This window comes from Pedobacter folensis (assembly GCF_056490665.1).
In genome coordinates, this window is record NZ_JBWJIF010000003.1 from 313,953 (window position 1) to 340,096 (window position 26,144).

The 26,144-nt window shown below is 40.5% G+C and carries 18 protein-coding genes and 1 tRNA gene; 11 read left to right on the forward strand and 8 right to left on the reverse strand.

Annotated elements, in window-relative coordinates; all coding sequences use genetic code 11:
- The first annotated feature begins 26 nt into the window (after positions 1 to 26).
- Both AC04QZ_RS15875 and AC04QZ_RS15880 read left to right on the forward strand, forming a co-directional pair.
- The gene (locus AC04QZ_RS15875) at positions 27 to 500 is read left to right on the forward strand and encodes a FixH family protein (protein WP_478358567.1); all 474 of its coding nucleotides are present in this window, start codon (positions 27 to 29) and stop codon (positions 498 to 500) included.
- Entirely contained in the window at positions 497 to 1,198 is a 702-nt protein-coding gene (locus AC04QZ_RS15880; protein ID WP_478358568.1) for a sulfite exporter TauE/SafE family protein, read from the forward strand. Before AC04QZ_RS15875 ends, AC04QZ_RS15880 begins: the two co-directional genes overlap by 4 nt.
- A gap of 42 nt (positions 1,199 to 1,240) precedes the next feature.
- Here the strand turns inward: AC04QZ_RS15880 and AC04QZ_RS15885 are convergent, their stop codons facing one another.
- Both AC04QZ_RS15885 and AC04QZ_RS15890 read right to left on the reverse strand, forming a co-directional pair.
- Positions 1,241 to 1,822 (reverse strand): glycine-rich domain-containing protein, encoded by a 582-nt coding sequence (locus tag AC04QZ_RS15885; protein WP_478358569.1) that lies wholly within the window; start codon positions 1,820 to 1,822, stop codon positions 1,241 to 1,243.
- 7 nt (positions 1,823 to 1,829) lie between these two features.
- A complete protein-coding gene (locus tag AC04QZ_RS15890) occupies positions 1,830 to 2,222 on the reverse strand; it encodes a hypothetical protein (protein WP_478358570.1) in 393 nt (130 codons plus the stop codon).
- A 370-nt stretch (positions 2,223 to 2,592) separates the two neighbouring features.
- Here AC04QZ_RS15890 and AC04QZ_RS15895 point away from each other — a divergent pair, with 370 nt between their 5' ends.
- Positions 2,593 to 4,101: a hypothetical protein gene (locus tag AC04QZ_RS15895; protein WP_478358571.1), complete on the forward strand. Its 1,509-nt coding sequence runs from the start codon at positions 2,593 to 2,595 to the stop codon at positions 4,099 to 4,101.
- A 72-nt stretch (positions 4,102 to 4,173) separates the two neighbouring features.
- Here the strand turns inward: AC04QZ_RS15895 and AC04QZ_RS15900 are convergent.
- From AC04QZ_RS15900 to AC04QZ_RS15915, 4 genes are all read right to left on the reverse strand, one after another.
- A tRNA-Ser gene (locus AC04QZ_RS15900) sits at positions 4,174 to 4,258 on the reverse strand.
- Positions 4,259 to 4,430: 172 nt separating this feature from the next.
- The gene (locus AC04QZ_RS15905) at positions 4,431 to 4,877 is read right to left on the reverse strand and encodes a DoxX family protein (protein ID WP_086544914.1); all 447 of its coding nucleotides are present in this window, start codon (positions 4,875 to 4,877) and stop codon (positions 4,431 to 4,433) included.
- Positions 4,878 to 4,946: 69 nt separating this feature from the next.
- The gene (locus AC04QZ_RS15910; RefSeq protein WP_478358572.1) at positions 4,947 to 5,771 is read right to left on the reverse strand and encodes a response regulator transcription factor; all 825 of its coding nucleotides are present in this window, start codon (positions 5,769 to 5,771) and stop codon (positions 4,947 to 4,949) included.
- Entirely contained in the window at positions 5,756 to 8,926 is a 3,171-nt protein-coding gene (locus AC04QZ_RS15915) for a ligand-binding sensor domain-containing protein (protein WP_478358573.1), read from the reverse strand. The genes AC04QZ_RS15910 and AC04QZ_RS15915 overlap by 16 nt, the downstream gene beginning before the upstream one ends.
- Positions 8,927 to 9,498: 572 nt before the next feature.
- On the opposite strand from AC04QZ_RS15915, the gene AC04QZ_RS15920 reads away from it, so the two are divergent.
- The 7 genes from AC04QZ_RS15920 to AC04QZ_RS15950 all read left to right on the forward strand — a co-directional run bounded on the left by AC04QZ_RS15920 (position 9,499) and on the right by AC04QZ_RS15950 (position 20,964).
- Positions 9,499 to 12,702: a SusC/RagA family TonB-linked outer membrane protein gene (locus tag AC04QZ_RS15920; protein ID WP_478358574.1), complete on the forward strand. Its 3,204-nt coding sequence runs from the start codon at positions 9,499 to 9,501 to the stop codon at positions 12,700 to 12,702.
- Positions 12,703 to 12,721: 19 nt separating this feature from the next.
- Positions 12,722 to 14,626, forward strand: a complete 1,905-nt coding sequence (locus tag AC04QZ_RS15925) for a RagB/SusD family nutrient uptake outer membrane protein (protein ID WP_478358575.1) — start codon at positions 12,722 to 12,724, stop codon at positions 14,624 to 14,626.
- A gap of 11 nt (positions 14,627 to 14,637) precedes the next feature.
- Complete coding sequence (locus AC04QZ_RS15930; protein WP_478358576.1) at positions 14,638 to 15,339, forward strand: DUF3823 domain-containing protein; 702 nt, start codon at positions 14,638 to 14,640, stop codon at positions 15,337 to 15,339.
- 159 nt (positions 15,340 to 15,498) lie between these two features.
- Positions 15,499 to 16,476 carry a glycoside hydrolase family 43 protein gene (locus AC04QZ_RS15935; RefSeq protein WP_478358577.1) on the forward strand — a complete coding sequence of 326 codons (978 nt, stop codon included), beginning with the start codon at positions 15,499 to 15,501 and terminating at the stop codon, positions 16,474 to 16,476.
- Between the two features lie 136 nt (positions 16,477 to 16,612).
- A complete protein-coding gene (locus AC04QZ_RS15940) occupies positions 16,613 to 17,641 on the forward strand; it encodes a glycoside hydrolase family 43 protein (RefSeq protein ID WP_478358578.1) in 1,029 nt (342 codons plus the stop codon).
- A gap of 19 nt (positions 17,642 to 17,660) precedes the next feature.
- On the forward strand, positions 17,661 to 18,740 hold the full coding sequence (locus tag AC04QZ_RS15945) for a glycoside hydrolase 5 family protein (RefSeq protein WP_478358579.1): 1,080 nt from the start codon (positions 17,661 to 17,663) through the stop codon (positions 18,738 to 18,740).
- A 373-nt stretch (positions 18,741 to 19,113) separates the two neighbouring features.
- Positions 19,114 to 20,964: a glycoside hydrolase family 2 protein gene (locus tag AC04QZ_RS15950; RefSeq protein WP_478358580.1), complete on the forward strand. Its 1,851-nt coding sequence runs from the start codon at positions 19,114 to 19,116 to the stop codon at positions 20,962 to 20,964.
- Positions 20,965 to 21,116: 152 nt separating this feature from the next.
- On the opposite strand, the gene AC04QZ_RS15955 is transcribed toward AC04QZ_RS15950, so the two are convergent.
- Entirely contained in the window at positions 21,117 to 21,563 is a 447-nt protein-coding gene (locus tag AC04QZ_RS15955) for a hypothetical protein (RefSeq protein ID WP_478358581.1), read from the reverse strand.
- A 535-nt stretch (positions 21,564 to 22,098) separates the two neighbouring features.
- Between AC04QZ_RS15955 and AC04QZ_RS15960 the strand changes: the two genes are divergently transcribed.
- Positions 22,099 to 25,206, forward strand: coding sequence for a DUF5107 domain-containing protein (locus AC04QZ_RS15960; protein ID WP_478358582.1), 3,108 nt, complete (start codon positions 22,099 to 22,101; stop codon positions 25,204 to 25,206).
- A gap of 56 nt (positions 25,207 to 25,262) precedes the next feature.
- Here AC04QZ_RS15960 and AC04QZ_RS15965 read toward each other — a convergent pair whose 3' ends face one another.
- Positions 25,263 to 26,084 (reverse strand): MOSC domain-containing protein, encoded by an 822-nt coding sequence (locus tag AC04QZ_RS15965; protein WP_478358583.1) that lies wholly within the window; start codon positions 26,082 to 26,084, stop codon positions 25,263 to 25,265.
- Positions 26,085 to 26,144: the final 60 nt, after the last annotated feature.

Sequence of the window (26,144 nt, forward strand, 5' to 3'; positions counted from 1 at the left end):
GATTGGCATGTGGAATTGCCGTTAACATGAAGTCATTCAAAATTCATGCATTCAAAATTAAAAAAAGAGATATGAACTGGGGAACAAAAATAGTATTGGGTATGCTTACATTCATGATGTTTATTGTGTGTATGGTGGTTTATATGTTTCATGTACACGGACGTGACGCTCTGATCGAAGAAAATTATTATGAAAAGGGAATCCATTACAATTCAGAATACGATGCCAAACAGCGTGTTATAGAGGATAATGCCAAACCCAAAATCACGGTTACAGCAACTCAGATTATTATCGAAATTAAAGATAGTGCTACTTACCACCTCATTTTAATGCGCCCTGTTAATAGTGATGATGATGTTAAGCTAAAAGGAAACACCTCGGGAACGGCGAATCTCATTCTGGTCGATAAAACTAAAATGGCCAGAGGTATGTGGTTTTTAAACCTTCAATGGCGCGCTTCAGGCAAAGATTATCTGTTTAAAGACAACATCACGCTATGACCAATTTTTTGCCACTGGCATTTTTGATGGGCCTTTTCGGAAGCCTGCACTGCGCTGTAATGTGCGGTCCGATTATGTTGGGTATGCCGTTTGCGAAACAGAATTTCTTTCGAAGCGGGTTTCAGCTTTTACTCTACCAATTTGGGCGCATTGCAGTATATACCATTTTAGGGCTTTTAGTAGGCATGTTAGGAAACAGTATCCGCATATTTAGCGATCAGAAAACACTGAGTTTGTTAATCGGTTTTATACTTATTCTATTCACTGCCCTTCAGTTCAGTCAAGCCTACACCAGTAGGTTTTCGAAAATACAGTTAAAGCTATTACAGCCACTTGCCAGGCTTATGGGTAAAGTATTCGGCATGCCATGTTGGGGGCTGTTTGCGGGTATGCTGAATGGCATCATCCCATGCGGAATGGTGTATCTGGCACTTGCAACTGCTTTGAATACGGGTAGCATTAAATCTGGTGCTACTTTTATGTTTCTTTTTGGTTTGGGTACCGTACCACTTATGCTCATGATTTCGCTGGGAGGGATCTTCCTGAAGAAATACATTCACTTTAATACCAACAAACTTATCCCCTGGTTTATGTTTTTTATGGGTGCCTTACTTATATTGCGGTCGGCCGATTTGGGTATCCCCTTTATATCTCCTAAGACAACCAGTGCCTATGGCCATGCCATAGACTGCAGATAAAATAATCCTAATAAAACCTAAAAGACTACAATAAACAAAACATTAGGTTAAACGGAATTTACGTAGTACGCTGGTAATTTTCGTTAATATCTGTTTCTTCGCCGTCAACATCGTATGATAAGCTCTTTTATCTTTAGGTTGAGACAATAGATAGGGGGAAATATCTTTAGGTATCCGCCAAAAATCGGGAGGTGGATTTTCTTTAAAAATCAAGATATAAAGTTTCAGTGTTTCCAGGTACCAATCCTGATGTTTATTATATTCCACTATACCGCCTACATTTGGGTAATGGTGTAATTCCCGCTCCAAAACCAAAGGGCAAAATTTTTTCCAATATTCCACCGTATAAAGTAAGTGCATATGCCATACTTTATCTACCACAATTGAAGGTGATGCCCCGTTGCGTAATATGCAGCAGAGGTACACAAAACGCTTATATTCTTCAATTGCCAATAAGGTAAACCGTCTTGTCCAGCCTTCGGTAACCGCCAGTTTCCTGGAGAATGGGATTGCGAAATCATCATTATCCGGCGAATAAGCATCAAGTCGTTGCCACAGTGGGTTTTGTGTATAATTTTGATGTTCCTCATCCGGTAATACAGTGGTGAATATAGGTTTCATCATGATTTATTTAACAGCCGCAGGAAGACCAGGTTTCATAGGTATAAATACTTTTGGGGTAGTAGTACTTATTCAGTAACTGGCAGAAGTCGTCAAAATCGTACTCCAGATCTGTATTCAATAAATTCAGTTTAAAGTCTAACGCTGGCGACGTACCAACAGAAACTGAGAGCTCCCGGTTAATAATCTGAATATCTGTTATTGCCCTCCATTCGATCAAGGTGAGGTGCTCATAATATTGGAGTCCCTCTTCAGATACCTTTAACCGCATGTTTTTTGCTTCATGTTTAGACTTATAAGCGATTAGTCTTATGCCCAATAATACCAATAGGAGCACCCCCACGGCGTAAAGCGCTATATGCAAGGCCCCTTTCTCATCCGAAAAATAGGAAATGATTATCATGACAAAAAATGTAAACAATAGCAAAGATGCCATACAAGAATACCCGCCATAATCGTGCGATTTTTGGTGTAAAACCATTTCATCTTTTGTCATAAAACACAGTAGTAGCTGTAAATATGGTGAAGATAAGGAAAAAAATATGTTTACGATAGTTTGGATGCTTTTGATGAAGGAAGAAGTCGTCCGAAATACTTAACCCAAAAATTGCATAAATTGATTACACCATTAGAGCCATATAGTTGGCTAAGCATCTCATCCATACCTTCGAATTGCAATTTTGAAAACATGTCCAACTGCAGCTGTGAAAAGCGGCTTTAGAATTGTAATTTGCGAGTTAAATATTGTTAAACGACTCTCAAACAGAAATAAAATGCGAACGCCTTTTGATGACATCAATAAAATTTATAGAACAGCAGATGAGATAGCCCAACAACTGATAGCCGATTATAATTATGCTTATGCAGAGATGGAAAATCTCTTTGACTTAATGGCATATGGAGAAGAACTTAGATTCAATAATATTATCGAGATCAAGTCCCACAGGACTCAGCTCAAAAAAGCTATACAAAAATCTTGCCTGGAAATGGATTATCTATATTGCACGCCGATTCTAATTGACGGGATATCGAAATACTATGAAAATAAAAATCCAATTGATGAGACGCTTTTCGGTGTCGCCCTGAAAACAGCTTTGGGATTTGTCTGGACCGGTAGCTATCATCATCAAGCACGTGATTCCAGATCCTATTCTGCCCTCAAACTCATCCTTGCCAAGTGTGTTTTATACCTAGTGTTGGAACATATCATCAGGGTCTGGGAACAGGTCGACTTGTCGGGTCTAGGCTTGAAAAAGAATGGAGCCGTCGAATCGGTTAACTTTCACAATTTCAACACTATGTTAGAACTCCAGGGCAGACATGAGTATAAAGTCATAGAGGAAGCCATTAACTACATTTGGGAAAACCAGGAAATTGACTTACAGCTTGAAGGTATTATCAACGGAACTATTCTGCCTAAAGAAGTTTTTTTGGGATCATTTTTGTCTGATATCAGCCCTAAAGAAATTGGATTTTGGGTAAAGATCTGGTTGCTGCGAAAACTTTGGCTTTCTGTAATTGTTCATAATCACCAAAATGCCAGAAGTCCCCATCGTTTATGCATTATTCCGGAAACGGCGATGCTTTCATATTCTCCTATACCAAGGGAGAAATTACAGAAAATTGTATACGAATGTTTCTGGCGGCAGGATTGGCACCGCAATAGCATTGATGGCGACATAGATGTGCTACAGGCTATGATTGCAGAACGTCCTTGCATTAGAATACGTGACCTCAGTGGCCTATTTGCGACCTCTTCATTGCTACTGATGGACGGCATCAATCGTTGCTTAGAGCAATATGTTCATGGTAACTCTCAACTCTACGAAAAATATTTTACCAAACCATTTGAAGAAAAAGTAATTCAACTGTTGCAAAGATATGGCTTTATATGCGGAGAAGTGAGCGAAAAAGGCACTTGGAAAATCGAAAATGGACCTGTCGAATTATCAAACAAAAAGAAAATTCCAGGCCAAATCGATGTCTTGGCTTTGGCGCCAAATAAAAAAGAAGCATTGTTGATCGATTGCAAGCTCGTGCGTTTTCCCGCTAAATCCTCGGCCTTGAGAAACATGATCGCCAAATTCGATGATCGTGATGTGGAAGAATTTCATCAAAAATTAGCCAAAAAGCGACGATGGCTAAACGATTGCAAGGAATTTGAGCAAGTGGGTATTATTAATGCACATATCACCAATCTTCATATCCCAATTCAAAGCCAGGATAAATTCGTGCTCAGCTACTCGCAACTTGAGAATCTGCTAGCGAACAAATATGAATAACGCTAAAATAAAAAGCAAAAAGCCCGCTATCATACGATTTGCGGGCTTTGAATGGCTTTAAGACCATTTCGGCGGAGAGCGAGGGATTCGAACCCCCGGACCTGTTACAGTCAACAGTTTTCAAGACTGCCGCATTCGACCACTCTGCCAGCTCTCCGCTGCAAAAGTACGAACTTGGCGCAAATCTGCAAATGATTTCGAATCAAATATTTGCATAAATATTTTAAGCGTTGCTAATCATTTAGTTAGCTCGCATAAAAACGTTCAAAAAAATAAATAAAGGGCCAATATTGGCCTTTTTAAGCGAAATTTTGGACTTCAGCTTTAAGCTAAAGCGCTTGTTTGGGGTAAATTTTTTCCCGGTCTACCGATAAAACGCCATTTCCCTCAATTGCAAAACAAACGAGTCCGATTAATACCGAGACCGAAAACCAAAATTCTGAATAGGGTTTAAAAATACCACCGGAAATATTCACAAAGAATACCGCCCCGATGAGTATGGGTAAATTAACCAGGCAAAATATGCGGGTATGGGTGCCCAGTGTAATGGCTAAACCCCCAATAATATGTAGCATGATAATCAGATGAGCCAGCAAACTTATGCTCACCGCTGTGCCTAAGAAAGCGCCCCTCATTAAATTACTAAAGGCTTGCATATTGATGTAAAAATCAATGCCCTTCCAGATTAAAATAAGGCCTAATAAGATTCTAAAATAGTCTAACCATTTTGGGTGATGGTGATCGCCCCAGTGCTGGATTTTCTTAAGCATGTTCATAACTTCTATATTTTGGTTATGACAATTTACGGAAAAATAAAGAAAATAACAATGCCTAACCCTTTGATTTTAAGGCTTTTTTTTATCGGCGGTTTTACTGTTTACATAGTCGGTAGGCGACATGCCGAACTGCTTGGCAAAGTTTCTTCCAAAGTGCGATTGAGAGCTGTAACCTACCATCTCGGAGATTTCATAAATTTTTAGTACCCCTTCATTTAAAAGTTCGGCAGCTTTTTTTAGCCTGGCCAAATTAATCAGTTCATTCGGACTCAGGTTAGAAATAGATTTGATTTTCCGGTATAAGGTTGGCCGGCTCATGTTCATCTTTTCGGCCAGATGTTCTACATCCAGGTCCTGATTGCTGATGTTTTTGTTGATGGTATCCTGTAATTTTTCTAAAAACAACTCATCGGCCTTAGAATAAGCAATGCTTTTAAGGTGAAGGAGGGGAGAACTGGAGAAATATTCCTTAATCTTGTTCCTGTTTTTAATCAGACTGGAAATCTGTACCTGCAGAAATTCTGGCGAAAAGGGTTTTTCCACGTAAGCATCGGCACCCAGCTCTAAACCTTCAATTTTAGATTGCAATGAATTTTTTGCGGTAAGCAGGATTACGGGGATGTGGCTGAATTCTAAGGTGGATTTTACTTTTGCGCAAAATTCGAACCCGTCCATTTCGGGCATCATTACATCACTGATGATGAGCTGAACAATTTCACGCTGTAATATGGCTAATGCTTCTAATCCATTTCTGGCCTGTAACACCTGGTATTTTTCTTCCAGATCATCTGAAATGAAATCCAGGATATCTTCATTATCATCAACCAATAACACTACAGACCTTTCCATATCTTCAGTATCTTTTATGGTAAGCGTGCCTACAATTTCTTCCATTTTCCGTTCAGGTTAAATTCTATAAGTTGATGGATAGGCAGTGCTAATACAAATATATTAAAATCACGGTCATTAAAATCTAAATAAAGCTCCCCTCTATGCAACTGCGCAAGCGATTTTGAAATCGATAAACCTATTCCGGTTCCTGCCTTTATTTCTGTTTCTTTGCCCCTGAAAAAAGGCTCAAATATTTTATCCTTAATTTCAATAGGGATTCTATGCCCATCGTTTTTTACCATCACCGCAAACTGATCACCTTCCTGTAAGGATAAGTTAATTTGTACCGTTGTTTTTCCATATTTAATGGCATTGTCGATCAAATTGCTGATCATTTTGTAAAAAGCCTCTACATCGATATAGGCATGGAGCTTTTTTTCGGGTAAATGAAGGTTATACTTGATGTCGTGCTGTTCGGCAGCGGGTTGAAACTGAAGAAATACATCTTTCAGGATTTCAGAAATATCGGCCTTTACAAAGTTTAATGAAAATTCGCTGGTTTCGGTTTTTCTGAAATCCAATAACTGATTGGTCAGTTTGAGCAACCGATCGGTATTTCGTCCCATTATCCGTAAATTCTTTTCTATCGCAGGTACGGCATCGGCCTGTTTAATCAGTTTCTCCATCGGGCCGATGATCAAGGTGAGTGGCGTTCTGATTTCGTGGGCAACATTGGTGAAAAACTCGATTTTCGCCTGATAAACTTCTTTTTGTTTTTCATGCTCAAAAACTTCCATCCGCCTGCTGTTTTTTAACGCAATTTTTCGGTGGTACCTTCGCACCAGGAAGAAAATAATTCCGCCTGCGGCAATCAGATAAAGCAGGTAAGCCAAAGGGCTGAGGTAAAAAGGAGGACGTATTTTAATCAGGAGTTTGGCATTTTTGGTGCTCCAGGTACTGCTTCCTTCAACCAATGCTTTCACTTCAAAAATATAATTCCCCGGGGCAAGTTTGGTGAAATAAACCTTCCTGTTGGTTTTTAAATATTCCCAGTTTTTATAAAGCCCCGTCATTTTATAGGCATACTCTGTCATTTCGGGCGATAAGTAGCTTAAGGCGGCAAAATCGATACTAAAAGAAGATTGGTTGTAGTTCAATTCGATGGTATCGGCATAAACAATCGATTGGTTGGCAACAGAATCAGTCCCGTTTAAACCTATTTCTGAACTGTTGATCTGGAATCCGGTTAAAAATACAGGGGTTTCATAGGTGGTTGCCTTTAAATTGGCCGGATTGAAGCTCACCAGGCCTTTTACGCTTCCAAAATAGGTTCGGCCAGTCTCGTCCTGATAGGCAGAACTGTAGTTGAACTGATCGGTAAGCAATCCGTTGGCTTTAGAATAGGTTTTGCTCAAACCAGTGGTGGGATCGAAATGGATAAGCCCCCTGGTGCTGCTTATCCAGAACTTATTTGCCGCATCTTCTTCAATACGGAACAGGTAATTACTTGGAAAACCATTCTTGATGCCGTAACGCTTAAACTGCTGTGTTTTCTGATCAAACCTGCAAAGTCCGCCACCATCGGTGGTTACCCAAATTTGTTGTTTGCGATCTTCAAAAATACTATTTACAGTGTTATGGCTTAAACTTTTAATAACTGTTGGATTATTCCGATAGTTCACATAACCGGGTTTGGATAAGTTAAACTGAAATAAACCATCGTTAAAGCTGCCTGCCCAGATATTGCCCTTGCTATCTTCAATAACCGAATCGTAAAAAATAAAGGGGAGGCCGGCAATGGGTTCAAAATCGTCGCGTTTGCGGTTGTAACGATAAATCCCGTTAATGGTTCCAACTAAGATTTCACCCGACCGAGTTTTACAAAAAGTAACAATAAAATTAGTACGTAAAGCATTTCCGGCACCTGCCTGATAATGTTTAATTACCTTTTCTGTTTTCAGGTCTAAAACATCCAACCCATGTTCGAAAGTGCCAACCCAGAGTTTGTCGCCGTCAACCAATAAACCATGGATATTGGAATAGGCAATGCTTCCGGGTTTTCCGTCCGGTAAAAAGTGTTTAAATAACCCTGTTTTGATGTCGAGTTTATTCAATCCTGCATCTTCCGTACCGATCCAGAAATTCCCGTTAGCATCTCTGGTAATTTCCCTTACATCACTTCCGCTAATCGAATTGGTACCTTTCTGCGGAAAGTATTTGGTGAACAAAGATGTGCGGCTCGAATAATAATTTACCCCTCCAAAATAGGTGCCTGTCCAAACCCCGCCTTCACGGTCGAGGCAAATGGTGTAAACGGCATTATCACTTAAAGAATAATCATTGTTATACTGCTTTTTGATGTGGATAATCGTTTCGTTTTCATCATTATAAATGTAAATGCCCGATTCTGTGGCAATCCAAAACTCATGAGGTCCTGTTTTTTTAATGTCCCGTACAAAAATTGGCGTTTGGTCGTCATTTAAGCTGAGTATATTTTTTGAGGCTAAGGTAACCGGATTAAAGAGTTTAACCCCTTGATTGGTGGTGCCGACCAATAAACTGCCATTTTCGGTTTCGGCAATTCTCGATACCCAGCCATATTCGGTTTTGGCATTTTTTCCATTGATATTAAACTGTTGAAAATTATTTTCCCTGGGATTGTATTTCTCGAGCGTTCCCTTTCCGGTACTGATCCATACACTACCATCCTTTAAAACCGTTACCAGCGAGGCATCGAAAGGTGCATTATGGGTAAAAGCCTGTATTTTCCTGGTCCGCTTTTCATATAAGTATATTTTGAATGAAGATAAGATCCATAAATTTCCACGCTGATCGCTGGCCAGATCGATAATCCGCATGCCTTTGGTTTCTTTGATGATGGCGAAGCTTTCTTTTGCAGCATTGTATTGGTATACGCCATTATTTGTGCCTACCCAAAGGTTTTGTTCCTGATCGTGGTGCAGCGCATAAATTAAATCGTTGCCTAAACTGCCAGCCTGATCCGGATCGTGGCGATAGGTTTTAAAAGAATAACCATCAAAGCGGTTTAGGCCGTCTTTTGTGCCAAACCACATAAAGCCCTTTCCATCCTGTACACTGCAAAACGCTGTATTGTTAGAAAGCCCGTTTTCTACCTGATAATGCCTGAAATAATAGGGTTGCGCCCAAAGCAGGTGTACCGAAAACAATAGAAACAAAAGGGTGAAGAGTTTTTTCAAGATATCTTGGTCAGCTGCATCAAATATATTAAAGAAATGCTTTGCTTTCAGGCTAAATTGAATTTGAGCAGATTAGTAGAAAGATTGAGACAGATCGTTGTATGGGTAAAGAATGCTTTTTCTAAACCTGAAAACTGCGAACTGTTAACTGATATGGGCGTTACCCAATCCCGTGAAATACGGGAAAGGGTCGGGCTTTTCAGGGCTGCGAAACCTATCATGTTAATCCGTTGTCATTAAGATCCTGCGCTAAACTACCATTGACAGCGTCCAGTAGAATGGTCGTCATTGCTAGAAAGATTGCTTCGTCGGCTGAAAAAGCCTTCTCGCAATGACGATACTTTGTGGCCATTAAAATTCTGCGCTAAACTCAGGATGTCGCATTGAGCAGCATTTTCCGTTTTGCTGTGCCTCCGTGGCAAACAGACTCCTTAATTACAAATCGAGACAAAATGAAGAAAGATTGATACAAATGCGTATCCCTCTGAAAAGCTAAAAACCGAATCTTTGGATAAGAATTAAATAGAACTAAATCCATTTACTTCTATAACTAACCAAATCCCTAACCTAATATGAAAAGAAGTTTATTCTCTTATGGCGGCTTTGTACGCCTGGATGGGTACCTGCTTCAAAAAATGTTTTTGAAACGCAAAGTCCTCTCCGTTATTTTTACTTCCATCACCCTAATTTTACTTTCCTTTCAGCTCAGGGCCCAGGAGCAGACAGCCGTTACCGGAACAGTAACCGACGAAAAAGGCGAAACGGTTGTTGGTGCCAGTATTAAAGTTAAAGGTACCAGCACAGGCGTAACTACCGATGGCAATGGAAAATTCAGGATTCAGGTAGCTGATAAAAATGCCACACTGATCTTTATTTATGTGGGTTATGTTAATCAGGAAGTTGCATTGGCTGGCCGTACGCAAATCAGCGTTCAGCTTAAGCCATCTAATAATGACCTGTCGGAAGTTATTGTGGTGGGCTACAATACACAGAAAAAGGAGGCCATTACAGGTGCTATTTCATCAATAAGCAGCAAAGACCTTGAAAAAGTGCACGGCGGTTCTACCGTGAGCACAGGTTTAGCAGGAAAGTTACCTGGTGTATCGTTCAGGATGCCTGACGGAAGACCGGGTTCGAGCGCCAATATCCAGATCCGTAACATGGGTAATCCGCTTTATGTTATCGACGGTATTCAACAAGATGCCGGCCAGTTTAATAATATTTCACCTAACGATATCGAAAGTATCAGTGTGCTTAAAGATGCATCAGCTGCGATTTACGGTAGCAGGGCATCAAACGGTGTAATTTTGGTAACCACCAAAAGGGGAAAAAACAGTACACGAAATACCTTTAGTGTTGATGCTTATACCGGCTGGCAGAACTGGGTACGTTTTCCGGAAACGACTGATGCTTACCAGTGGAAAGTAGGGCAGGCTACTGCAGAAATGAACCAGAACGGATCAACCAGTATTACCCAGGCCGAACTGGATAAATGGAAAGCAGGTACAGAATATGGTTACCAGAGTCAGAACTGGAAAGATATTATTATTGCACCAAACGCACCACAAACTTCCGTAAACTTAAGTGCTTCGGGTGGAAGTGACCGTGTAAACTATTACTTTTCAGCTACCCGTTTAGATCAGAAAGGAGTATATGGAAAAGCAAGAGAATTCGATTTTAACCGGACCAATATTCAAAGTAATATCGAGGCTAAAATAACCGACCGTTTTAAGGTGGGTATGCTCATCAATGGGCGTATCGAAAGCCGCGACCAGCCAGGCGTACCGGGTGGAGATGATTACTGGGCCGCCCGTTTTGCTTTGTTGAGAAACAGACCTACTGAACAGGCTTACGCCAATGGCAATCCAAATTACCCGAATGATATCGGTCACAATACGGAGCAGTTTGCTGTGCAGAGTAAAGCTTTAAGCGGTTACTGGAAATCAGACTGGAGAGTTTTGCAAACCAATTTATCCGCCTCTTATGAAACACCAATAAAAGGTTTGGAAATAAAAGGTTTATATTCTTATTACATTGCCGATAACGTAATCAACGGACATGAGTACACTTATAATGTATATACCTATCATCCGGAAACAGGCATTTATGAAGAAAAAGTAGGCAGTTCAAACCCTTACAGAGAGCGCAGAAACGAAAAAGTATATACCAATACCTATCAGCTTCAGGCGAATTATAACCGCACTTTTGGCAAACATACTGTAGGCGCTGTATTGGTGGCCGAGCGTTTGGACCGTTTTAGGACCTATACCTTCCAACACGCGGTACCACAGACTAATATTTTGCCTGTGCTGCAGTTTGCCGATATGGATGGGCAGGATTTTGCTGATATACAGGAAGAGCAGGCCCGTATTGGTTACGTGGGCAGGTTAAACTACAATTACGACAATAAATATTACCTCGAGCTTTCTGGTCGTAGAGATGCTTCATGGAAATTTGCACCAGATAGACGCGTAGGTTATTTCCCTTCAGCATCAATTGGATGGAGAATTACGCAAGAGAAATTTATGAAATCGCTTTTGGGCGAAAGCAATATCTTAAACGATTTGAAACTCCGTGCTTCTTACGGGCAGCTTGGGGATGATGATGTGGGTATCGATCCTTTTGCCTATATCCCAGGTTATAACTACAACCAGGGCAGTGTGATATTGGATGGAAAAAACATTACCACTTCAAGGGATAAAGGTCCTATTATCAACAACCTGAGTTGGTTTAAAAGCAAAATTACCGACATCGGTCTGGATTTTACGATGTTCGGCAGTAAACTTTCCGGAACTGCAGATTATTTTTATAGAAAACGTTCTGGTTTACCGGCCATTAAAAACGACGTCATTGTTCCAATAGAACTGGGATATCCTTTAAATGTTGAAAACCTGGAGAGCGATGCACAGTTTGGAGGTGAATTCTCTTTAAACTACAGAGATAAAATCGGTGAGTTTAATTACAATGTTGGTGGAAACATTTCCATTAGCAGAAAGAAACTTTTAGAAAGATATAAACCACGTTTTGGCAACTCATGGGAAAATTACAGAAGTAATGGTACCGATAGATATGCGGATATTTTTTGGGGTTATGAAGTAACCGGTCAATTCCAGAGCATTGATGAGATCAATAACTACAAAGTGAATATTGATGGAAAAGGCAACCGTTCTTTATTGCCGGGCGATTTAATTTACAAAGATCAGAATGGCGATGGGATTATTGATCCTTTAGATGAAAGACCAATAGGTTATACCACGGCAGGGCAACCAAATGTAGGTTTTGGATTTACCATCGGCGGTTCTTATAAAAACTTCGATTTTACGGCCGATTTTTCTGGTGGTGCGATGTATTCGTGGAACCAGAACTGGGAACAGCGCTGGGCATTCCAGAACGGTGGTGCTTTACTGCAGAATTTTGCTGACGACAGCTGGCACCGTACTAATCTCTATGACCTGAACAGTCCCTGGGTGGCTGGTAAATATCCTGCAATCCGTTTTAACGACCGCGATCATAGTAACAACACCAGAAATTCAACTTTCTGGTTGCACAACGTGAGGTACCTGAGGGCGCGTACACTTGAGATTGGTTACACCTTGCCAAAAAGATGGGCAGAAAAAATCAAGATCCAGAATGCAAGGGTATATGTAAACGGATACAACCTCTTCTCGATCGATAACCTGAAAGATTATGGTGTAGATCCTGAAATTGCAGACGATAATGGATTACAATATCCACAGAACAAGTTTTTTAACATCGGTCTTAAATTATCGCTATAACATGAAAACGACTAATCAAATGAAAAAATATATATACGCATTTGCTGCCATTGCATGTTTAAGTTTTGCGCAGTCATGTAAAAAAGATTCTGAGTTTTTAGATAAACAACCCACCAGTACCTTACCCATTGATGCGGTATGGAAAGACCCTAACCTGGTGCTTACCGTAGTTGGTGATCTGTACGATCGTTACCCTGACTTTCAGCGCATCGAATCGTGGTGGCTTTTTGCCGATTTTGATGAGGGTTTTGCCTCTGCGGGCGGTGATTATTTTCGCCACCAGAATCTAGAATATGGATACGATGCATGGAGATACTGGGATATGGAAGTTTACAGACTCGTAAACGACCTGAACCTGTTTATTAAACGCGGGCAGGAAGCGACTGCTTTAAAAGCTGAAGACCGCGACCGTTTTTTAGCCGAAGCGCGTTTTATCAGGGCTGGTGTATACTTCGAGATGGTAAAAAGAATGGGCGGTGTTCCTCTGATTACAGTCCCCCTGGCCTACGATTACAGCGGAGATCCAAGTTACCTGCAATATCCAAGGGCTAAGGAATCAGAAATTTATGATTTTGTGATTTCAGAATTGGAAGCCATTAAAACCATTCTTCCTGATAATGCAACCATCCAGAGCAGGGCTACAAAAGCTGCGGCGCTGGCCATGGAATCGAGGGCTGCTTTATATGCTGGTTCGATTGCCAAATACAGCAATGCTCAATTAAGCCTTCCCGGTGGAGAGGTTGGCATTCCTGCGGCAATGGCTAATGGTTATTTTACCAAAGCCTTAAATGCGGCGAAAGAAATTATCGATGGCGGTAAATATTCACTTTACAAAAAGAACCCAAACCTATCTGATAATTTTGCGGCCCTTTTTACCGATAAAGGCAGTAATCCGGAGGTCATATTCGCTAAAGATTTTAAATTGAAAACCAATAAGGTTCATGGTTTTACCATCGATAACCAGCCGCGCTCTTCTGCCGAAGAAGCACAAGGTGGAAGATTAAACCCATCATTAAATCTGGTTCAGTCTTTCGAAAAACTGGATAATACCTATGCCTCTTTAGCTTCGGTTGATGGCAGTGGAAATCCGGTTTATTATACCAACATCACCGATATTTTTGCTGACCGCGATGCGCGTTTAGCCGGAACGGTAATTCTCCCTGGAACACAGTTTAAAGGGAAAACAGTTGATATCTGGGCGGGCTACCAATTAGCCAATGGTACCATCATTACCGGAGATAATTTCGGGCAGAGCAAAAAAGAGGTACTGCCAGATAATCCGGCATCGGTACAGGTGGTGGGAAGAGATGGCCCTGTTGATGGTTTAGAATTCAGTGCGCAATCAGGCTTTTACGTGCGTAAATATTTAGATCCTGCTACAGGTTCGGGTCAGATTGGCACCCGGAGCGATGTATGGTGGATCCGCTACCGTTACGCCGAAGTATTGTTAAATGCTGCGGAAGCCGCTTTTGAACTGGGTGATGCCGCTACAGCAGCCAATTATATCAAACCGGTAAGAGACCGTGCAGGATTAACCGTTGCATTAAGTCCGGCAAATATTACTTTCGACCGTATCGTACACGAACGAAAAGTAGAATTTGCTTTTGAAGGACATCAGCTTTGGGATATGAAACGCTGGAGACTGGCCGACAAAGTATGGAACGGCAACAACATGTCGGCCGCCGATTTTATCAATGCAGCCAATATTGGAAGCGCAACGCGTACCAGTACACAGGTGTTTGGCTTGTGGCCATATAAATACTACAACCCGGGTAATGCCAATCACCTGAAGTATATTTTTAAGGTCATTAAACCCAGCCGTGTTACCGCGGCACACCGCTTCCGCATCGGTAATTACTACTCATCTATCGGGCAGGATGTACTTAACGGCAATCCGAAAATTATCAGAAACCCTAATCAATAATCATATATAACATGAAAAATAGATTTTATTTCATCATAGGGGCAATTATAGCCATGTTTTTCTCCTCTTGTAAAAAGGATAATTACGAGGCTCCTGCAGCCGATTTCACAGGCAGGATCGTATACAAGGGCGAAGCTATTAATGTTCAGTATGGCCAGGTAAATTTCGAACTTTGGCAGTCAGGCTTTGGTAACTATTCCGCACTAAACGTAAATGTAAGTCAGGATGGTAATTATTCAGCTAAATTATTCGATGGGAACTATAAACTGGTTTTCTCACCCAACCAGGGTCCGTTTTTATGGAAAAAGAATGCTGCAGGTAAACAGGATACCCTGGCGGTAAACATTAGCGGGAACAAGGTGATGGATATTGAAGTTGTACCTTATTACATGATCCGCGGTGCTAGCTTAACTGCGGCTTCCGGCAAAGTGAATGGATTCTGTAAACTGGAAAAAATTATCACTGATGCCAATGCAAAGGATATAGAAAGTGTATCGCTATATATCAACAAAACACAGTTTGTAGACGGGGGCAATAACCTGGCAATACAACAACTCACCGGAGCGGCTATTGCCGACTTAAATAACTTAAATATGAGTGTAAGTATCCCTACGATTGTACCGGCACAAAATTATGTGTTTGCCAGGATAGGCGTTAAAATTGCAGGAGTAGACGACCTTATTTTTACGCCTGTTACTAAAATAAATTTTTAAAAAAAAGAAAGTTTAAACCTAAACAGAATTTGTCACGTTGAGCTTGTCGAAACGCTTTAATCATATATTTAAGCAAGTCCTTCGACAAGCTCAGGATGACATGTTACCCTAATAAACATCCTGGATAATCAGTATCTTACCCTTAGAAATCGTTATTAAATGAAATATCTTTTTGCCTTTTTTTTATGCTTCTTCGTATTTTCTATTGGTAAAAATGCATTTGCCAAGCAATTAAACGATACCATTTACCTGGCCGATCCAACCATTTTTTTAGACAAGGGTATATACTATTTATATGGTACCAGCGGCGATGAAGGCTTTCTGGTTTATGCTTCCCGCGATCTTAAAAACTGGACCAAACCAATCGGAAAAAATAAGGGATTTGCCTTAAAAAAGGGCGATGCCTTTGGAACTAAAGGGTTTTGGGCACCACAGGTATTTAAAAAGGGTAAAACCTATTTCATGGCTTATACCGCTGATGAACAGATTGCTATTGCCCATAGTAATAGCCCAACAGGACCTTTTGTTCAGGAAGAATTAAAAGCAATATCAGGTATAGGGAAACAGATCGATCCATTTGTATTTACCGATACCGATGGGAAAAACTACCTCTATCATGTAAAACTTGATCAAGGGAACCGGATTTTTGTAGCTGAACTGAAGGATGATTTTTCGGACGTAATCCCTGAAACAACAAAATTTTGTTTATCAGGAACTGAGCCCTGGGAAAATACCGCAAAAACCGATTGGCCGGTAACAGAAGGCCCAACAGTAATCAAAAAGGAAAATCTTTACTATCTTTTTTACTCCGCAAATGATTTCAGGAATCCTGATTATGCCGTGGGTTATGCCACTTCAGGTTCAGCCAAAGGACCATGGTTAAAATATACAGGCAATCCGATCATCAGCAAAAAGACCTTGCAGCTAAACGGAACCGGTCACGGAGATTTTTTTACGGATAAAAGTGGTCAGCTGCAATATGTATTTCATACCCATTACTCGAACCACAAAGTATCGCCGAGGGCTACTGCTGTTATTAAAGCGGCCTTTGTAAAAGATAAAAATGATCGCTACCACATGCAAATCGACCCTGAAAGTTTTCGGTTTTTAAGGCAAAGTGTTACAAAAACATTCTAGGGTTAAATTGATTGCATTTGTAGAAATATTGAGATGAAAATGAATCGGTTTAAGAAAAGAAATTGCTTTTTTTAAGGATTAGCGAATGCCACTAGTCGTATAACATAAAAGATGTAAAGCTTTAAAAATGAACGCTTTGAAAATAAGATGCTTGCTAAGTACTTTATGCCTGTTATGGGCAGTGGGCTTACCTGTACAAACATTTACCAACCCTTTACTGCCATCCGGGGCCGATCCTTATAGTTATTATAAAGATGGATATTACTATTATACCCATACCACTGGCAACCGTGTAGATCTTTGGAAAACCAAAACCTTAGATGGCTTAAAAGATGCAGAGCGCAAAACCATCTGGCATGCACCTGCAGGCACCATGTACAGTAAAGAAATCTGGGCACCGGAAGTCATGTTTTTAAGAGGCAAATGGTACGCTTACTTCGCTGCCGATGACGGAAGAAATGAAAACCACCGCATGTATGTTTTAGAAAATGCTTCAGCCGACCCCATGAAAGGCGAGTGGGTATTTAAAGGCAAAATTGCCGATCCAACCGATAAATGGGCCATTGATGGGGATGTAATCGATTTTAAAGGCCAGTTGTATATGATCTGGTCTGGATGGGAGGGTGATGAAAACGGCAAACAGGAAATTTTCATCGCCAGGCTTAAAAATCCATGGACGGTAGAAGGAAAAAGAGTAAAGATTTCTACACCAAAATTTACCTGGGAAAAAATAGGGGATTTGGGTGGAGGAGCCCATGTGGATGTAAACGAAGGGCCTCAGTTTTTGCCGCATGGGGATAAAATATTTGTCATTTATTCAGCCAGTGGCTGTTGGACAGATTTTTATGCCCTGGGTATGCTTTCCGCGTCGGCTAAAAGCAATCTGCTCGATCCTGCTTCCTGGACAAAATCTGATCAGCCTGTTTTCCAGCAGTCGCCAAAAGACGGCGTCTACGCGCCGGGTCATAACTCATTTTTTAAATCGCCAGACGGAAAAGAAGACTGGATCCTATATCATGCCAACGATAAACCGGGTCAGGGTTGCGGAGGTTTCCGCTCACCCCGTGCCCAAAAATTCAACTGGAATACCGATGGTACACCAAATTTTGGAACTCCGGTAAAAACAGGACTGAGCATCACCTCACCATCAAACCGAAATAAATAATAATCAGATAAATACCGATATGAATTTAAAAAACTATGCGCTTCTTGCTGTACTGAGTTTGAACATCAGCCTGGGCTTCGCGCAAAAAACAAAAAAAAATACTGAGCCTGCAAAAGTTTGGTCAGTAGAAAAAGCCAATGCCTGGTACAAGGAACACAAATGGTTAACAGGCGCAAACTACATTCCTTCCAATGCCATTAATCAGCTGGAAATGTGGCAGGCCGATACTTTTTCACCCGATTTGATTGATAAAGAACTGGGTTGGGCCGAAGGAATTGGTTTTAACACACTGCGTGTATTCTTGTTCAGTAAGGCCTGGAGTCAGGATCCTGAGGGTTTTAAAAAGAGAATGGATCAGTTTTTAACCATTACCCAAAAACATGGAATTAAACCGATGTTTGTCTTTTTCGACGATTGCTGGAATAAAACTTCAGCCATTGGTAAGCAGCCGGCACCTAAAACAGGCGTTCACAATTCGGGCTGGTTGCAAGATCCCGGTGATCCTGCTTTTAAAGAAGAAGCCAATTTTCCTGAACTCGAAAAATATGTAAAGGATGTGCTTAGCCATTTTGCACACGATAAAAGAATTTTACTTTGGGATTTGTACAATGAACCCGGAAATAGTGGAAAGTTAGAGGCTACCATTCCCTTGTTAACCAAAACCATCAGCTGGGCAAGAGCAGTGAATCCCGATCAGCCGATTTCTATCGGATTGTGGAGCTGGGGTTTCGAAAAGCTTAACGAAATACAGCTGGCCAACTCAGATATTGTAACCTACCACAACTATGAGGCACCAGACTGGCACCAAAGAACCATTGATCTGTTAAAAGCCAGCGGCCGGCCATTGATCTGTACCGAATATATGGCCCGATCACGCAACAGCCGCTTTTCAAACATTTTGCCTATGCTAAAAAATGAAAATGTTGGCGCCATTAACTGGGGATTTGCTGCGGGTAAAACCAATACCAAATATGCCTGGGATACGCCACTTGCCGATGGATCTGATCCGATTGAGTGGTTCCACGAAATCTTTCAGCCCGATGGCACCCCGTACCGCCTGGATGAGGTGAACCTGATTAAAAAACTCAATAACAAATAAATTTTTTTCAGTAGGGAGATCCGAAGAAGGGATTCATAAAAATTATTGTCAGTCTGAGCGGAGTCGAAGACCCTTAGTTGAAAATTGAAATATTTGTCTTTCCAGAGGCTATCATTGATAAACTCCAATAGAATAGTCGTCATCTCGACTGTAGCACAGTCCCGAACGTTCGGGAGAGAGATCTATCTAGACAGATTTCTCGACTGCGTTGCACTTCGCTCGAAATGACGGTAACTATGGGGATTTTAAGCGTAAATTAATTGCTGTCATTCATATTGACTTTTATGAAACAAATAAGCCCTCAGGAAGAAACTATTCTTTGCTTAAATTAAAAACATTGCCAAACCCAATCTTAACACACAAATTTAAACCAATGAACAAAAAAGTATCCATCCTTATCTCGCTGCTGGGGCTCTCGTTATCCCTTTTCGCGCAACAGGACAAATCGTGGTCGATGGTAAAAGGGAAAATCTCTTCACCATGGGCGCAGGAAGTTAATCCTAAAAATGTTTTGCCAGAATATCCACGCCCACAGTTTGAGCGTAGTGGTAACTGGAAAAACTTAAACGGACTTTGGGACTATGCCATTTCCGGAAAATCGCAACAACCGGCAATTAACCAGGGTAAAATCCTGGTTCCTTTCGCGGTAGAATCTTCACTCTCGGGTGTGGGCAAAACCGTTGGTAAGGATAGCCTGCTTTGGTACAAAACCAGCTTTACCGTACCGGCCAATATGAAAGGCAAAGAAATTTTGCTTCATTTTGGTGCGGTTGACTGGAGAAGTACAGTGAGCATCAACGGTAAAGTGGTAGGTAAACATGAAGGCGGTTTCGATCCTTTCAGTTTTAATATTACGCCGTTTCTAAACAAGAGCGGAAACCAGACTTTAACCGTAGAAGTCTGGGACCCGACAGATGAGGGCCCTCAGCCAAGAGGAAAGCAGGTGAAAAAGCCTGAAGGCATCTGGTATACCCCGGTAACCGGTATCTGGCAAACCGTTTGGATTGAAGCGGTAAATAAAGTACACATCGATCACCTTAAAATAACACCAGATATCGATCAGGAAACGGTAGCGGTTACCCCATTTTTGACCGGTGCAGGTACTGGCGATCAGGTTAAGGTTTCGGCATGGGATGGCACTACGAAAGTGGCTGAGCAGATCGCTGATGGTAACGGTGCAATCAGTTTAAAAATTGCGAACCCTAAACTTTGGAGCCCTAAAAATCCATTTTTATATGATTTAAAAGTTGAACTGATTGCTAAAAATAAAAAGCTAGATGAGGTGAAAAGTTATTTTGCCATGCGCAAAACCTCAATGGGCAAAGATGAGAATGGTATTCAGCGTATGCTGTTAAACAATGAATTTGTTTTTCAGTATGGTCCGCTAGATCAGGGCTGGTGGCCAGATGGTCTTTACACTGCACCAACGGATGCAGCCTTAAAATTTGATGTCGATAAAACCAAAGAAATGGGTTTTAATATGATCAGAAAACACATTAAGGTAGAGCCCGCACGTTGGTATTATCACTGCGATAAAGCGGGTATGCTGGTTTGGCAGGATATGCCAAGTGGCGATTTGGGTAATGGCTGGGAGAACCGTCCGGGTATTTTAGACCATGGCTCAGATCAAAACAGGAGTGCAGAATCTGAAGGCTATTATAAAAAAGAGTGGAATGCCATTATCGATGCGCTTTACAATGTGCCTTCAATCGTGGTGTGGACGCCTTTCAACGAGGCCTGGGGCCAGTTTAAGACGGTAGAAATTGCCAAATGGACGAAGGAGAAAGATCCTTCAAGGCTGGTAAATACGGCTAGTGGAGGTAATTTTCATCCGGTAGGCGATATTATCGATCTGCATAATTATCCACATCCGGCTATGCCGAGCCCTGATTATTTTGGGAAAGATTATGCGCTTGTGCTTGGTGAGTTTGGCGGACTTGGCCTGCCTATTGATGGCCATGTTTGGCAACAGAAAAACAACTGGGGTTATCAGAGCTTTAAAAACAAAACCGATCTGTTTAACAAATACGCCCAGTTTATGAAACGTTTGGAAGAATTAATCCCCTTAGGACTTTCTGCCGGCGTGTACACGCAAACGACCGATGTGGAAGTAGAAACCAATGGACTAATGACCTATGATCGAAAAGACATTAAGTTTTCGGAAACACAGATGAAAGCATTACATGATAAATTGTACAATATTAGGATTCCAATTAAAAAGTAGATTCCTATAAATGCAATTTGTATTTAGCGCTAATAAAAAGACCGCAGCATTAACTTTCTGCGGTCTTATATGTAATAGGCCCTACTAAATAACTCCTCTGACTATAAATATTAGAGATAAATCTTAATTCAGATAAGTTAAACGATAAAAATTTAATTCATCTTTTTAAAATAAAAAACAGGTTTTGGCATTTCATCTGGCTGTGAAACCCAACCTCCTGATAGTTCTTTATCATTTAATAAAAGTATTCGAAAACTATTTCGATTCGATTGTGCACCTACAAACGAATAAAAAAACTGACCACCAACCTGACTTTGGTTTATTAAATAAGCGTTTGGTAAGGAATACCACTTGCTTTTATTTGTGCGATACGAAATACTTGAAAAATCGAATATTTGTCCTTGCATCAAATCGATTTCTATATGTTTCTGCGAACCATTAAAATCTCCGTGCGAAAATTTCCATCTTCCAATTAGCAGGGATCTTATTTCGGCAGTCTTTAAGTTTTGGTTTGATTTGTTATAAATGGCTATGCCGAAAGGCCATGATATTATCGCAAGACCAATACAAATAATAGCTATAATGATGATCTTTTTCATTTGGTAGTTTTAAGTTGCTTAAAATCGATTCCGTCAAGTATTGAGGGTTGTGCATCTTTGTAGCGTACTGTAAAAGATTCTGATAAATCAGGAAAAGAGCGCTTATTATCTTTTAATTTTTTCAAAATCTTGTTTTCAAATGCTTATTAATCTTGATTGGAGTAAATAGAATCAAAAAATAAATATTTCTAAAATAAATTACACTTTTTATTAAAATGGCAATTTGGAAGAATTCTTTTCTTTAATCAAGCGATTACCAAAATACACATATGGATGTTCCAGGTATGCTCACCTATATCCTTACTTCAAAGGGCTAAATTTTGGCTGTTGGCCTTACAGATTATCATTTCTAAAAACCATCCCTACGGTTCATTGCTGATACGATAAAATGAACAGGAAATTCTATCTTAGTTAAGTCAACTAAAAAGGCTTAAAACAAGTCAGAATTAACGATTTGAAATAGTCGATCTAGTTATATGCTAGCCAGGAAATGTTTCAATAATGGTTCAGGTTATTTCATCACATAAAGGTTACAATGAAAAAATATTTATGCTTCGCATTTTTAATCTGTCTCGTTACAGTCAATGCTTTTGGTCAGGAGGCTGCCCGTATCCGCGAATATCAGAAGGCATTTAAAACTTATCCCTTTTCTGATCCTAATCCAATTCCTTCGTTTACCCACATTTATCCTTATTTCCGCTATGATGGATTTACCGATAAACCCGTTCAAAAAGAATGGAAAGTTATTGAGCTGGAAAATGCTTATTTAAAACTGACCATCTTACCAGAGATAGGAGGAAAGATATGGTCGGCCATTGAAAAATCGACAGGAAAATCTTTCGTTTACGATAACCATGTGGTGAAATTTAGGGATATAGCCATGCGTGGCCCCTGGACCAGTGGTGGAATTGAGCCGAACTATGGCATTATGGGGCATACACCTAACACGGTAACGCCGGTAAACTATTTGACCAGAAAAAATGACGACGGCAGTGTAAGCTGTTTTATTGGGGTACTGGATCTGCTAACCCGGACAAACTGGACAATGGAAATTAATCTGCCCAGGGATAAATCATATTTTACCACCAAATCTTTTTGGTTTAATTCAACATCTGTTGAGCAGCCCTATTACCATTGGATGAACACCGGGATAAAGGTGAGTGGAAATTTAGAATACATTTATCCGGGCACCCATTATCTGGGGCATGAGGGCGAGCACAACGACTGGCCGATAAATAAAGAGAATGGTAAAGACATTTCTTTTTATGATAACAATAATTTTGGTGGGTATAAATCTTACCATGTATTTGGCAAATACACTGATTTTTTTGGGGCTTACTGGCATGATGACGATTTCGGAATTGCAAGATATTCTGGTCACGATGATAAGGCAGGTAAAAAGATATGGATCTGGGGACTCTCAGATCAGGGCATGATATGGGAAAAGCTGTTAACCGATACAGATGGTCAATACTCCGAAATCCAATCAGGAAGATTATTCAACCAAACTGCTGATAAGAGTACGTTTACGCCATTCAAACATAAAAGTTTTTCACCTGGTGCTGCTGATTTATGGACAGAATACTGGTATCCTGTTTTAAAGACGAAAGGTTTTGTAAAAGCCAATGAGTATGGCGCATTGAATGTGAAACATGAAAATGGCTGGTTGAAAATTTATTTGAGTGCTGTACAACAGATTTCAGAAACGCTAAAGGTGACGCAGGGAGGGAAAAATATTTATGATAAAAAAATAGCGATCGCTCCATCCAAAACTTTTACTGATTCTATAAAAATGGATGTGAATCCGAGAGATCTGGTCGTTACTTTAGGTGATAATAAGCTGATTTATGAGTCTAAACCGAATGCCTATAACCTGAGTCGCCCGCTTGAATCGCCCAAAGATTTTAACTGGAATTCGGGCTATGGCCTTTATTTGCAGGGTAAAGCGCTGATGGATCAGAAAATGTACGCAGCTGCAGCAGAAAAATTAAAGGCATCTTTGGCTAAAGAGCCTAATTTTTTACCCGCATTGGTTAAAATGGCCGAATTAATGTACCGCAATATGCAGTATGCGGAAGCTTTAACAGTGATAAAAAAAGCATTAAGTATGGACACCAATGATGGTGCAGCTAATTACTATTATGGCATCATCAATGCAGAACTGGGTAATGTAATTGATGCTAAAGACGGCTTTGATATCGCAAGTTTATCTGTTGAATACAGAAGTGCAGCTTATAATGGTTTAAGTAAATTATACTTGGTAGAAAAAAACTGGAACAAGGCAATGGAGTATGCAGGCAAAGCGATTGATTATAACCGTTTTGATATTGCAGCATTACAAGTACAGGCTATTGCCATTCGCTATCAAGATAAAAATGCTAAACCGGTATTGGATACGATTTTGTCTTTTGATCCACTTAATCATTTCGTACGTTTCGAAAAATATCTGGCAAAGCCTTCAGCAGACAACAAGACAGCATTCACTTCAATGATACGCGACGAACAGCCAACCGAAACCTTTTTAGAACTGGCTGTTAGTTATTACGAAAGCGGGTGTTATGAGGAATGTGAAAAAGTATTGAACCTGGCGCCTGCAAATGCTTTGGTAAATTATTGGCTGGCATTTTTGCAGCATAAAAAAGGATTGTCTTCCTCTCTACTATTAGAACAGGCTGATGCTACCTCTCCTGCATTTGTATTTCCGTTCCGATCAGAAGACCTTGAAGTATTGTTATGGGCAACCCAAAACAGCAAAAGCTGGAAACCAAAATATTACCTTGCCCTTTTATATAAAGACCGGAATAACATCGCTGAAAGTAAAAAATTGTTTACCGCATGTGGCGATCAGCCAGACTTTGCAGCTTTTTATGCCGCCCGTGCCGCAATGCTAATGGGGAACTCAGATCTTGCTGATCTTAAAAAGGCAATTGCATTAGACAAAAATGACTGGCGTTACATTAAACTATTGGGCGATTATTACATTAGCCATAAGCAGAATGCGCTGACGGTAATTGAACCTTATTACAACGCACACCAGGACAATTATATCATCGGTATGTTGTATGCAAAAGCACTGTTGCTTAATAAAGATTACCGAAAATGCACTGAACTTTTATCAAAAATTAATATCCTGCCCTTCGAGGGGGCTACAATTGGGCGCGAACTATATCGGGAGGCAGAGCTGATGCAGGCCATTGAAAGGATACAACATCAAGATTATAACACCGCAATTACCTTCATTGATGAGGCGAAAAAGTGGCCATTGAACTTAGGCGTAGGTAAACCCTATGCAGAAAATCTGGATGAACGTTTAGAAGATTGGATGAGTTATCTGTGCTTTAAACAAATGGGAAAACGAGCAGCCGCACAAGCCTCTTTACAAAAGATTATTCAGTTCAAATCTAAAACTGAGAATACGGTGAATAATTTCATTGCTTCCAATCATCTGGCGACGGCCTGGGCACTTGAAAAACTTGGAAAAAGAGCAGAAGCGAGCAAATGGCTGAAAGGGCAGGTTAAACAATATCCCGACAATAAAATAGTAAAGTGGTGTTTGCAGGTATTTGAAAATGAACAACTGCCGAAAACCGACATAGATGATGCGGGAATACGCTTACTGGAAAAGCTAAAACCGTTTAAATAAAGTTACCACAATGCAAATGAAATAGGTCTGCATTTAGTTATGAATAGGGTAGCGTGCTAATGCGCTTCCTTCCAAACTTTAACTTTTAATTCATCACCAAGATGTATTGTACCTAAATGATGATGAAGCAGGTTTTGTCCGAACATGATTTTTTTGCCCACTGTACGGTAGCCGGCCAGCGTTCTCAATGGTTCCTGGCCTTTTTCACCGGTTTGCTGATCGATCGTGATTAATACACATCTTGCACAAGGTTTTACCGCAGAAAACTGTACCTCGCCAATTTGAAAATTTTGAAAACGGTCCTCCACATGAGGCTCGCCACCCGTAAAAACAAAATTTGGACGGAAACGGTTCATCAGAATGGGTTGGTCTAGCTTGTCGTTAAGCCCGTCAAGCGAAGACTGACCGATAAGCAAACAGGGATAACCATCGGCAAAACTCACTATTTCATCATTCGAAGCATAATCACGGTCTACCCATCGTTTTTCGGTTAAAGGCATTTTTACCAATCTAACCTTAAAGTTCAGGAAATCAGAAAACCAGTCGCTTACGGTTTTATTTACTTCAAGTGCTGTAGCGGTATCGTTCCAGATTACAACAGAAATTTGCTCCCCGGTATCTTCATCTAAAGAAAAAGATATACTTCGCTCAGGTAATTTTTTATGGGAAACTGTTAATTTACCATCGCCAATATTTACCTGCAATAGTGCCAGTTCAAAGTGTTTCCTTTGGGTAATAAAGATGCCTTCCTCGTCAACAAGCATCCATCTTCTATCATATTGCAAGCCCCTTTCTTCGAGTTGCGCTTTTTCAAGTCGTATTCCACCCAGCGATTTGATGGGATAAATATTGATTTCAGAAAGGATGAATTTGCTCATATTGTAAAGGTAAATAACACATTTTAATTTATCGTTTAAATGTTTTGCTGTTAATAAAGG

Excerpts from the sequence above, each read along its gene's own strand:
- AC04QZ_RS15905 (WP_086544914.1), bottom strand. The coding sequence starts at position 4,877 with ATGAACATGCTTAAGAAAATCCAGCACTGGGGCGATCACCATCACCCA.
- AC04QZ_RS15895 (WP_478358571.1), top strand. The coding sequence starts at position 2,593 with ATGCGAACGCCTTTTGATGACATCAATAAAATTTATAGAACAGCAGAT.
- AC04QZ_RS15960 (WP_478358582.1), top strand. The coding sequence starts at position 22,099 with ATGAAAAAATATTTATGCTTCGCATTTTTAATCTGTCTCGTTACAGTC.
- AC04QZ_RS15955 (WP_478358581.1), bottom strand. The coding sequence starts at position 21,563 with ATGAAAAAGATCATCATTATAGCTATTATTTGTATTGGTCTTGCGATA.
- AC04QZ_RS15965 (WP_478358583.1), bottom strand. The coding sequence starts at position 26,084 with ATGAGCAAATTCATCCTTTCTGAAATCAATATTTATCCCATCAAATCG.
- AC04QZ_RS15930 (WP_478358576.1), top strand. The coding sequence starts at position 14,638 with ATGAAAAATAGATTTTATTTCATCATAGGGGCAATTATAGCCATGTTT.
- AC04QZ_RS15880 (WP_478358568.1), top strand. The coding sequence starts at position 497 with ATGACCAATTTTTTGCCACTGGCATTTTTGATGGGCCTTTTCGGAAGC.
- AC04QZ_RS15950 (WP_478358580.1), top strand. The coding sequence starts at position 19,114 with ATGAACAAAAAAGTATCCATCCTTATCTCGCTGCTGGGGCTCTCGTTA.
- AC04QZ_RS15935 (WP_478358577.1), top strand. The coding sequence starts at position 15,499 with ATGAAATATCTTTTTGCCTTTTTTTTATGCTTCTTCGTATTTTCTATT.
- AC04QZ_RS15875 (WP_478358567.1), top strand. The coding sequence starts at position 27 with ATGAAGTCATTCAAAATTCATGCATTCAAAATTAAAAAAAGAGATATG.
- AC04QZ_RS15925 (WP_478358575.1), top strand. The coding sequence starts at position 12,722 with ATGAAAAAATATATATACGCATTTGCTGCCATTGCATGTTTAAGTTTT.
- AC04QZ_RS15920 (WP_478358574.1), top strand. The coding sequence starts at position 9,499 with ATGAAAAGAAGTTTATTCTCTTATGGCGGCTTTGTACGCCTGGATGGG.
- AC04QZ_RS15890 (WP_478358570.1), bottom strand. The coding sequence starts at position 2,222 with ATGATAATCATTTCCTATTTTTCGGATGAGAAAGGGGCCTTGCATATA.
- AC04QZ_RS15885 (WP_478358569.1), bottom strand. The coding sequence starts at position 1,822 with ATGATGAAACCTATATTCACCACTGTATTACCGGATGAGGAACATCAA.
- AC04QZ_RS15945 (WP_478358579.1), top strand. The coding sequence starts at position 17,661 with ATGAATTTAAAAAACTATGCGCTTCTTGCTGTACTGAGTTTGAACATC.
- AC04QZ_RS15910 (WP_478358572.1), bottom strand. The coding sequence starts at position 5,771 with ATGGAAGAAATTGTAGGCACGCTTACCATAAAAGATACTGAAGATATG.